Annotated in this window: 7 protein-coding genes and 1 riboswitch; of the genes, 5 read left to right on the top strand and 2 right to left on the bottom strand. The window is 45.3% G+C overall.

Features of this window, described 5'->3' with window-relative positions; all coding sequences use genetic code 11:
• Nucleotides 1-51 precede the first annotated feature (51 nt).
• Nucleotides 52-681, bottom strand: a complete 630-nt coding sequence (gene msrA, locus AB4407_RS17365) for a peptide-methionine (S)-S-oxide reductase MsrA (protein WP_372121436.1) — start codon at nucleotides 679-681, stop codon at nucleotides 52-54.
• A gap of 212 nt (nucleotides 682-893) precedes the next feature.
• Between msrA and AB4407_RS17360 the strand changes: the two genes are divergently transcribed.
• Genes AB4407_RS17360 through AB4407_RS17350 form a run of 3 tightly spaced genes read left to right on the top strand, consistent with a single transcriptional unit; the run spans nucleotide 894 to nucleotide 6,761 of the window.
• A complete protein-coding gene (locus AB4407_RS17360) occupies nucleotides 894-2,606 on the top strand; it encodes an autotransporter assembly complex family protein (RefSeq protein ID WP_372121435.1) in 1,713 nt (570 codons plus the stop codon).
• Complete coding sequence (locus AB4407_RS17355) at nucleotides 2,603-6,361, top strand: translocation/assembly module TamB domain-containing protein (protein WP_372121434.1); 3,759 nt, start codon at nucleotides 2,603-2,605, stop codon at nucleotides 6,359-6,361. Before AB4407_RS17360 ends, AB4407_RS17355 begins: the two co-directional genes overlap by 4 nt.
• A gap of 46 nt (nucleotides 6,362-6,407) precedes the next feature.
• Nucleotides 6,408-6,761 (top strand): gamma-glutamylcyclotransferase, encoded by a 354-nt coding sequence (locus AB4407_RS17350; protein WP_135384611.1) that lies wholly within the window; start codon nucleotides 6,408-6,410, stop codon nucleotides 6,759-6,761.
• 107 nt (nucleotides 6,762-6,868) lie between these two features.
• Here the strand turns inward: AB4407_RS17350 and fbp are convergent, their stop codons facing one another.
• Complete coding sequence (fbp, locus tag AB4407_RS17345; protein ID WP_372121433.1) at nucleotides 6,869-7,879, bottom strand: class 1 fructose-bisphosphatase; 1,011 nt, start codon at nucleotides 7,877-7,879, stop codon at nucleotides 6,869-6,871.
• Nucleotides 7,880-8,148: 269 nt separating this feature from the next.
• Here fbp and mpl point away from each other — a divergent pair, with 269 nt between their 5' ends.
• Both mpl and AB4407_RS17335 read left to right on the top strand, forming a co-directional pair.
• Nucleotides 8,149-9,507, top strand: coding sequence for a UDP-N-acetylmuramate:L-alanyl-gamma-D-glutamyl-meso-diaminopimelate ligase (gene mpl / locus AB4407_RS17340; protein ID WP_372121432.1), 1,359 nt, complete (start codon nucleotides 8,149-8,151; stop codon nucleotides 9,505-9,507).
• Nucleotides 9,508-9,544: 37 nt separating this feature from the next.
• The gene (locus tag AB4407_RS17335) at nucleotides 9,545-10,168 is read left to right on the top strand and encodes a flavin prenyltransferase UbiX (RefSeq protein ID WP_009847752.1); all 624 of its coding nucleotides are present in this window, start codon (nucleotides 9,545-9,547) and stop codon (nucleotides 10,166-10,168) included.
• A gap of 43 nt (nucleotides 10,169-10,211) precedes the next feature.
• Nucleotides 10,212-10,331: riboswitch (TPP riboswitch) on the top strand.
• The last annotated feature ends 40 nt before the right edge of the window (nucleotides 10,332-10,371 follow it).

The following is a 10,371-nucleotide window of genomic DNA, read 5'->3' as shown; positions in this document are numbered from 1 at the left end:
CGCGATGAACCTTTTTTAATGGAAGAAGTTCTAGTTTGTATCCCTAACACATTATTGTGGAGGGAAGCACACACCTGTTCCTCCTAACCCGCAATAACCATTCGGATTTTTAGCTAGGTATTGCTGGTGGTAGGTTTCTGCGAAAAAATATTTTCCAGCAGGTAGAACTTCCGTCGTGATCTCGTTGCCTAAAGATTCAGTCATTGCTCTTTGATATTCTTGTTTAGAGTGCTCGGCGATAGACTGTTGCTCTTCGCTGAAGGTGTATATAGCAGAACGGTATTGAGTCCCTAAATCGTTGCCTTGGCGCATCCCTTGAGTTGGGTCATGGCGTTCCCAAAAGGTCTCAAGTATTCGAGCTAAAGACGTTTGTTCGCTATCAAAAATGACACGAACCACTTCGGTATGGCCAGTTTGTCCGCTACATACCTGCTCATAAGTGGGGTTAATCGTGTATCCACCAGCGTAGCCAACGGATGTTGAAATCACGCCATCTAATTGCCAGAACAGACGTTCAGCTCCCCAGAAGCATCCCATACCAAGTAGGACTTCTTGTTGAGAACCCGTAGGAGCATTGAGCAAGTCAGTTTGATTGACGAAATGGCGCTCAGTGATTCGAATTGGGTCAGCATTTCCCGGTAATGCGGTTGCTGCGGAAACCAGTTGTTGTTTGTTTAGCATGTTATATTCCTTTTCGCATACGTTTACCGTGTTAGTTAACATTAGATCTAGGTTTATATTAACTGGAGGCTCATATTGACGGCCGGTTAATATTGATTAAGTCTTTACATTAGACCGTGTTATTGCCGGATTTATTACAGACTCAATGTCGTTTTAGCGGTATGATTTCTTTTCACTTATTAACGTATTGATAACTTCTTCACCAATTAAACATGATAAGAAAAACTTTACCAGTTCTGATTGGCACTCTACTGTCATCGACGCTCGCTTTCGCTGACGTCTCCCTTGAAATTAAAGGGCTTGATGGCGCGCTTGCTGATAATGTGGATGCGTATCTGAGTGCGATTCCTGAAGAAGAGTATTCGGTTTCATTGAGGTTCCAATCTCGCTTGGAGTCGATGATCAAAGAAGCGTTGAATGCGTTAGGCTACTACCAACCTAGTATTACATTTACTCACTCTGAAGATGACAGTGAATTGACTGTTACGGTTGAACAGGGTGATCCTGTTGTTATTTCTGCTTCAGATATTGTTCTGACTGGTGAAGCCAAAGATGATCCTGATTTTTTGGCCTTGATAGCTAAGAGCAAGTTATCTAAAGGTTCGATTTTGAATCATGGTAATTATGACTCTTTAAAATCATCGATCCGCAACCTTGGATTAGCGAAAGGTTACTTCGATGGGGCGTATGATCTTAGCAAACTAGAAGTCGCTCCTGAATTAAACCGCGCTTATGTCCGCCTTCATTATAACAGTGGTATTCGCTATCACTTTGGCTCTACTCAGGTTACGGGTAGCCAAATAGAAGAAGAGAAGGTGCAGTCACTTAAACCATTTGAAGATGGCGAACCTTACTCGATAACCAAAGTTGGCGAATACAACCAAAACCTTTCCAATACAGATTGGTTCTCTTCAGTCTTTGTTGAGCCTGATTTAAGTCAATTGGGTGAAGGTCGTGAAATTCCGATGAAGGTGAGCCTAGCTCCGCAAGCGCGAAACCAAATTGAAACGGGTATCGGTGTATCAACCGACCTTGGTGTTAAAGGTACCCTCAAATGGAAAAAACCTTGGGTTAACGCTCAAGGCCATAGCTTCAATAGCAGCTTATCGATCTCCAAACCAGAACAGACGATTACCGCAGCCTACAAAATCCCGTTGGACGACGTGCTTAATGACTATTATCAAATTAAGTACGGAATGAAGAACCTAGACAATCGTGATACCAAAAGTTTGGAGTCGAACTTAGCCTTAGAAAGATATTGGCGTTTGGATAATGGCTGGCAACGTACTGTGTTTATTCGATACTTGGTCGAAAACTATGAACAAGGTTTGCAAGATGACTTGGCGCAATTCGTATTGCCAGGTGTCTCTTTCTCACGAACTCGAACTCGTGGTGGCTCAATGCCAATGTGGGGTGACAAACAAACCATCATGCTTGAAGCCGGTGATGACACCTTGTTGTCTGAAACCAAGGTGGTGCGTTTCCAAGGGCAAACGGCCTGGATCCGAAGTATTGGTAATAACCATCGAGGTTTAACCCGCCTTCAATTCGGCGGTAACTTTGCCGATGAATTTGAGAAGCTGTCACCCTCTCTGAGGTTCTTTGCCGGTGGTGACAACAGTATCCGTGGTTATGGTTATGAATCCATATCTCCCCGAGATGAAAGTGACGCATTAACAGGTGCAAAATTCCTTGCTACCAGTTCATTTGAATACCAATACCGCTTAGTTGGAAATTGGTGGGGCGCAGCTTTCTACGATATTGGTGATGCATTTAATGATAAGCCAGAATGGAAACGCGGTACTGGCGTCGGGGTTCGCTGGGCATCGCCAGTCGGGCCTGTGAGTTTAGATTTTGCTTGGGGTTTAGATGCGAAGAAAGGCGATGAGTTCCAACTGCACTTTAGTTTAGGGCCAGAATTATGATCAAAGTGATGGGCAAGTGCCTGAAATGGACGTCGATTTCATTGACGTCTATTTTGCTGTTGTTGATAGCCCTGCTCGGTTTTGTGCTGTTCACCAATCCAGGGTTGAACACAGTGCTATGGGGCGCTGAAAAAGCATTGCCACAACTGAAAGTGGAGAGCACCAAAGGGGCTCTATTCCCAAGTTTCACGCTTAATAACGTTCAGTTTAAAGATGACAGCCTGCATATCGATACCAAGGTTCAAAAGCTGAACTTGGCTATTAATCCTCGCTGTCTGCTTGACCCTAAGCTGTGTGTCGATCGTTTAGCGATTCAAGGGTTGGACTTTGCATTTACTGAACTGCCTCCACCCTCTACAGAAGAAACAGAACCGACTCCGCCCGTAACATCGGTAAAAACACCGTTGCCAATTGTGATCAACCGTATCGCTTTGTCTGATATCAAGTTGAATATCTTGGGACATGAAATTGAATGGAGCCTGTTCTCTACGGCTTTGAGTATGCAAGGTAAAAAGCTGACGGTATCGCCAACCTTGTTCAATGACCTAAAAATTAAGCTTGCTGAATCGACAGAAGAACCGCAAACAGAAACGGTAGAACCAGAGGCTGCCACTAAAACGGCTATCGAGTTACCTGAAGTCTTAATTCCTTTGCAGGTTGTACTTGAGCGTTTTGACCTAAACCGTTTCACCTTAGAACAAGAAACGCCAATCGTTGTTAATCACCTTGGGTTAGAGGCACGCGCGGGTAAACACACGGTTGATGTTTCAACTCTCGAACTCGATATGCCACAAGCAAGCGCTAACCTTGCGGCTAAGGTTGAGCTTAAAGGTGATTACCCGTTAGAACTTTCTTTGGATGCGTTAGTGAAAGAAACAGACCTCGCTGGTCAGAAGTTATCGCTAAAAGCACAAGGCAGCGTGGCTAAGTTAAGCCTAGAGTCTCAGTTTTCTGAATTGATAGAGGCAAAACTGTCTGGGGGCATTCAACCCTTAGAGCCAACTCTGCCATTTGATCTTCTTTTGGAGGGAGGCAAAGCGCAATGGCCTCTTACTGGTAAAAGTGACTACCAAGCTGCAATTGAGAAATTCAAAGCCGATGGCTCATTAGATGGTTTTAATGTGCAGCTTAAAGGTGAGGCTGATGGTAAGGAAATTCCGGCCTTAACAATAGATCTGCAAGGCAAAGGCACCACGGAACAGATTGAACTTGAACGCTTGAAACTGAATGCCTTGGGTGGCGAACTAAATGGTGTAGTCAAAGCGAACTGGAAGAAGCTCGTTAATTGGCAAGCCGATGTGACGCTCAAAGACATTCAACCGGGTCTGCAGTGGCCAGAAGCCGAAGGTAACATTAGCGGTAGCATCATCACTTCGGGTGAGCTGACGGAAGCAGGCGGTTGGGCGATTGAACTGCCTAAGCTAGATATTGAGGGTATCCTGCGTGAATACCCACTGGATATCGAAGGGCAGTTGTCAGCGTCTGATCGCAGCGCTAGCGGCGAACCAAAGCTGAAAACAAGCGGTTTGAGCTTGGCTCACGGTGCTAATTCGATTAAGGCTCAAGGGCAACTGGATAAGCAATGGGACATGGGCGTTGATATCTTCTTCCCTGAGCTCGCAAGAAGTGTGCCTGAGTTGAAAGGCAGAGTGATTGGTAACATCCAACTTAGCGGCCCAACGAATGAGCCTGAGGTCGACCTTGCTTTAAATGTCGATATGATTGATTGGAATAGCGAGGCAACACTTGAGTCGTTATCACTCAATGGCTCCGTCGTTCCACTGCCATTACCGGAAGCTCAAGCTGACCTTGTATTAAAAGCGAAGAACTTAACCTATCAAGATCAAAGTGTTGAAAGCATTGATTTAACGGTGAGTGGTGGTGAGAAGAAGCATACCGTGACACTTGATGTGATATCCGACATCGTGTCTACAAGCTTAGCTATTTCCGGTGAGTTGATTCAAAAGCCTTCTCTTATTTGGGATGGGTCGTTAGACAGAGTCAAAATCACCACTCAACAGGGGCCTTGGTTATTAGATCAACCTGTCGCTATCAAAGCCGATGTCGAGAAACAGTTAGCCGATGTTCAAGCGCACTGTTGGATACAAGCTAGTTCGAGTGTGTGCTTAGATGAAGACGTTCGTGTTGGAAAGTCGGGTGAGGCCAAACTGGGTATCAACCAATTCGATTTTGAGCAGATCCAAGCTCTCATGCCTAAAGAAACGCAATTACGGGGCTTAGTTAATGCGACGGCTCACGCTAAGTGGTCAGAGCAAGATGAGCCTGAAGTTACGATAAGCGTTGATATGCCGAAAGGACAAGTTGTTCAACAAATTGACGAACCAATCACATTTGGTTGGGAAAGCGTTGCATTGAGTGCACAACTGAAAGATAACAAATTGGATGCCGATTTTAAGCTGGATGTTTCTGATAATGGTGATCTATCTGGCACAGTATCGTTACCAAACATTCTCGCAGAAGACAAAATGGTCGATGCGGTAATTAAGCTGACAACCTTCCATCTGGACTTCTTACAGCCAATCCTCGGCGAATACAGCCTGTTGAAGGCCGATCTTGAGAGTGACCTACAGGTAAAAGGCTCTTTGATGCATCCTCAAGTCTTTGGTCAATTCTCTGTTGATGGTATTCAAGTCAAAGGCGATGTCACGCCAGTCGATATTAAAGATGGTCGCATTGACCTCGATTTTGACGGCTACAGCGCGAAGTTAGATGCCAATGTTGAAACACCTGATGGTCACCTTGATATCAAAGGCTTCGGGGATTGGAAAGATCTTAAAGCATGGCACTCTAATGTCAGAGTGTTTGCTGATGAGTTGATGGTTGATATCCCGCCTATGGTTAAGGTGAAGGTTGTTCCCGACATGACCATTGATGTCACGCCAGAGCTTGCAAAAATTACGGGTGATATTGCATTGCCTTGGGGACGTATTGTTGTCGAAGACTTACCACCGTCAGCGGTCGGCGTCTCTTCTGATCAAGTGATCTTGAATAAAGATCTTGAGCCAGAGAGCGAAGACACGATTCCATTCAATGTGATGACCAATATTAATATCTCCATTGGCGATGACTTTAAACTGTCTGCTTTTGGTCTTGAAGGTGATTTGGTCGGCAAGCTCAACGTGGCTCAAAAAGACCAAGGTCCTTTTATCACAGGTGAGGTAAATATCGTCGATGGTACTTACCAATCCTTTGGGCAAGATCTCTTGATCAAAGAAGGTAAGATTCTAATGAATGGGCCTCCAGATCAGCCATATGTAGCGATCAATGCGATACGTAACCCTGACAATACTCAAGATGATGTGACCGCTGGTATTCGTGTGACAGGCCCGGCGACAGAGCCGACCATCGAAATTTACTCTGATCCTGCGATGCCACAAGCTAATGCGTTATCTTATATTTTACGTGGTCAAGATATTGATGGGGAGTCGAATGGTTCAATGACAACGACCTTAATAGGCTTAAGCTTAGCGAAGAGCGGTAAGGTTGTCGGCGAAATTGGTGAGGCTTTTGGCGTACAGGACTTGCAATTGGATACTGCAGGCTCTGGGGATGATTCCCAGGTTACGGTCAGCGGCTACATTCTCCCTGGTTTACAGGTGAAGTATGGCGTAGGTATCTTTAACTCGTTAGGTGAGTTTACTGTTCGTTATCGATTGATGCAGGATCTCTATGTGGAAGCGGTATCGGGGCTAGACAGTGCTGTGGATCTTCTCTATCAATTTGAATTCGAGTAACAAAGAGTAGTATTGATTAGCGGATGACGAATGCTGAGGAGGGGTTATGCAGCAACTTGTTTTTGTTTATGGAACCTTGAGGCAAGGTCAGTCCAACCACCACTATTTGCAGCAGTGTGAGTGCTTAGGAAGATTTGACACCCCTGAGGAATACGCTCTTTTCGATTTAGGTGCCTATCCAGCGATGATTTCTGGAAAGAAAAATGTCGTTGGCGAGGTCTATATCATTAACGATGAAGTTTTGGCTTCGCTCGATCGGCTAGAAGATGTTCCTGTTGAGTATCGTCGCGAGCAAATAGAGACTATATTTGGATTAGCATGGGTATATTTGTATCAGCTTGATCTAACGGCTAATAAAGAAATACTTTCGGGTGACTGGTGTAAGCGGGACAACCCGTAATAGCTACCTATCCGTAACATCTATGTATTCTGAGTTGTCGAACAAAAAGCCAGCATGTAAATGCTGGCTTTTTTAATGGCGTTAATTTGATAAATTAAGCGAGATGATTAGTCTCGGTTAAGTTCAAGGAACTCTTCTACTTTTTTCACCATGTTCTTAGAACCGACAAAGAAAGGCACACGTTGGTGTAGTTCTGTTGGTTTTATATCCATGATGCGTTGGGCGCCATCGGAGGCAATACCGCCAGCTTGCTCCATGATGAAGGCTATTGGGTTGCATTCGTACAGCAGACGTAGTTTTCCTTGTGGGTGGCTTTGTGTGCTCGGGTACAAGTAGATACCGCCTTTCAGAAGGTTACGGTGGAAATCCGATACTAGAGAGCCGATGTAACGTGATGTGTAAGGACGGTTGTCACTTGGCTCATTTTCTTGGCAGTATTTGATGTACTTTTTAACACCCGTTGGGAAGCGAATGTAGTTGCCTTCGTTGATCGAGTAGATCTTACCTTCGTCTGGAATCATCATGTTTTCATGAGATAGACAGAAGGTGCCCAGAGATGGGTCGTAGGTGAAGCCGTTTACGCCATTACCTGTTGTATAAACAAGCATAGTTGATGAGCCGTAAATTACGTAACCCGCGGCTACTTGCTTGTGTCCTGGCTGTAGGAAGTCTTCTTGTGTTGGTGGGGTACCAACAGGCGAAACTCGACGATAGATAGAGAAGATTGTACCAACAGATACATTGACATCGATGTTTGAAGAACCATCAAGTGGGTCCATCAGAACGACGTATTTTGCGTTTTTGTTGAGCTCTTTATTGAAGGCGACAGCTTCGTCTTCTTCTTCACTTGCAACACCACAAACTTGATCACGAGCTTCTAGAGCCGCTTTAAACTTGTCGTTCGCGTAAAGGTCTAGCTTTTGCTGTTCTTCACCTTGAACGTTGTCTGTACCAACAGCGCCAGTGATGTCCACTAGACCAGCCTTGTTGATCTCACGGTTAACAATTTTTGCAGCAAGTCGAATAGACGACAAAAGGGATGATAGATCACCGCTTGCATGGGGGAAGTCACTCTGTTTCTCAACAATGAACTCACCAAGGGTGCGCATCTCAGACATGTTATTTCCTTAAACTTCTCTCAATATTAGGGGGAATTTGAGCACTATAGGATTCGCCTCTTACTTGGGCTTTATTCACCTAGACGCCTAGTTAAATTCTAAAGGTTAGATCTTTTTAATGGTAATGAACTAAGCGACGCAGATCTCACTTACTATGTCGACTAAATTTGTTTTGCATTGCTACTCGCTTTTAATCTTCATTTAATGATAATGAGTGCAGTAGTTTGATTTAGGCATGGTTCATTTAGCCAAGCGTTTGGAAGCAATTTATGCATATTCATATCTTAGGAATTTGTGGCACCTTCATGGGAGGTGCTGCGGTATTGGCTCGTCAATTAGGTCACAAGGTTACCGGTAGTGACGCGAATGTTTACCCACCAATGAGTACCTTGTTGGAATCTCAAGGGATTGAAATTATTGAAGGGTTCGACCCTAGCCAATTAGAACCAAGACCTAACTTAGTGGTTATTGGTAATGCGATGAGCCGTGGCAACCCGTGTGTTGAGTATGTATTGGATAACAATCTTAGATACACCTCAGGGCCGCAATGGTTGCAAGAGTTCTTGTTGCATGACCGTTGGGTTCTTGCGGTATCGGGAACGCATGGCAAGACAACAACATCGAGCATGCTGGCTTGGATTTTAGAAGACTGTGGCTATGCGCCTGGCTTCTTAGTGGGCGGAGTGTTGGGTAACTTTGGTATCTCTGCTCGCCTTGGTGAAAGCATGTTCTTCGTGGTCGAAGCCGACGAATACGACAGTGCTTTTTTCGACAAACGGTCTAAGTTCGTTCATTACCACCCAAGAACCTTAGTGATGAATAACCTAGAGTTCGATCATGCTGATATCTTCGATGATCTTGAAGCGATTAAGCGTCAGTTCCACCACTTAGTGCGCACTGTGCCAAGCAATGGCCGTATTTTCTCACCGAAGCAAGATACCGCGATCCAAGATGTGTTATCTCGTGGCTGCTGGAGTGAAACTGAGTCGAGTGGTGAGCTCGGGGATTGGGATGCCAAGAAATTAGTTAAAGATGGCTCCAAATTTGAGGTGTACTTCCAAGGTGAATGTGTTGGAATCGTAGACTGGGATTTAGTTGGCGATCATAACGTAAGCAATGCTTTGATGGCGATTGCGGCGGCAAGACATGTTGGTGTGACACCTGATTTAGGGTGCGAATCGCTGGCGACTTTCATTAATACCAAGCGTCGCTTAGAGTTTAAAGGCGAAGTAGCTGGTGTTTCTGTCTATGACGATTTTGCACATCACCCAACGGCGATTGAACTTACGCTGGGCGGCTTACGTAATAAGGTCGACACAAAGAAAATCATTGCCGTTTTAGAGCCTCGTTCTGCCACCATGAAGCGCGGTGTGCACAAAGAAACGCTGGCTGATTCGTTGAAGCAAGCGGATTCTACTTACTTATTCCAACCCGATAACATTGATTGGTCGGTACAAGATGTCGCCGATGCGTGTCACCAACCGGCACATGTGAGTGATGACATGGATGCATTCGTTGCTAAAATTGTCTCTGAGGCACAAGCGGGCGATCAAATCTTGGTAATGAGTAATGGTGGCTTTGGTGGTATTCACCAGAAACTGTTGGATGGATTGGCAATCAAAGGCTAACGCATCCACGACCTTATAATTTGAAGTAATTGAGAACATGACAAAACACGATAAAGCGATAACTCTGGCTTTCACTGGCGCATCCGGTGCGCCTTATGGCCTGCGTTTACTTGAATGCCTTTTGGCCGCCGATTATCAGGTCTACTTGCTAATATCATCGGCAGCGCGAGTGGTGTTGGCGACCGAGCATGAACTTAAGTTACCTGCTGGGCCAGATGCTGCGAAACAAGCTTTGGTTAAGCATTTAGATTGCGACCCAGAAAAGCTGGTGGTGTGTGGCAAAGATGATTGGTTCTCACCGGTTGCCTCTGGTTCAGCAGCACCGAAGCAGATGGTGGTGTGTCCATGCTCTGCGGGAAGCTTGGCATCGATTGCTCATGGCCTATCAGATAACTTGATCGAGCGCGCAGCAGACGTGGTTATGAAAGAGCGAGGACAGTTGTTGTTGGTGGTTCGTGAGACGCCATTTTCTACGTTGCATCTAGAGAATATGCACAAACTCTCGACCATGGGCGTGACGATCATGCCTGCAGCTCCGGGCTTTTATCACCAACCTAAATCGATTGAAGACTTGGTTGATTTTATGGTGGCGCGCATTCTGGACCATCTTGGTATCGAGCAAGGTTTAGTGCCACGTTGGGGGTACGATCAACGTAATTGATCCAAACTTGATGGCTTATTGTTAAAAATCAAATTACAATCCTGAACACTCATCGGGGAGCGAACCATTCAAATAATGAATGCGAGCTGAGATCAAGCACACGCTTGGGACCCGTAAACCTGAACCAGATAATGCTGGCGTAGGAATTGAGTTAGGAATAACCTCTACCGTTCTCCTCCCTCAAACCTGTGCCGCTCAGACCA

It is taken from the genome of Vibrio sp. 10N.261.46.E11 (assembly GCF_041472735.1).
Taxonomy (GTDB): domain Bacteria; phylum Pseudomonadota; class Gammaproteobacteria; order Enterobacterales; family Vibrionaceae; genus Vibrio.
Note: the sequence above shows the minus strand (reverse complement) of the source record. Positions and strands in the feature narration are given on the sequence as shown.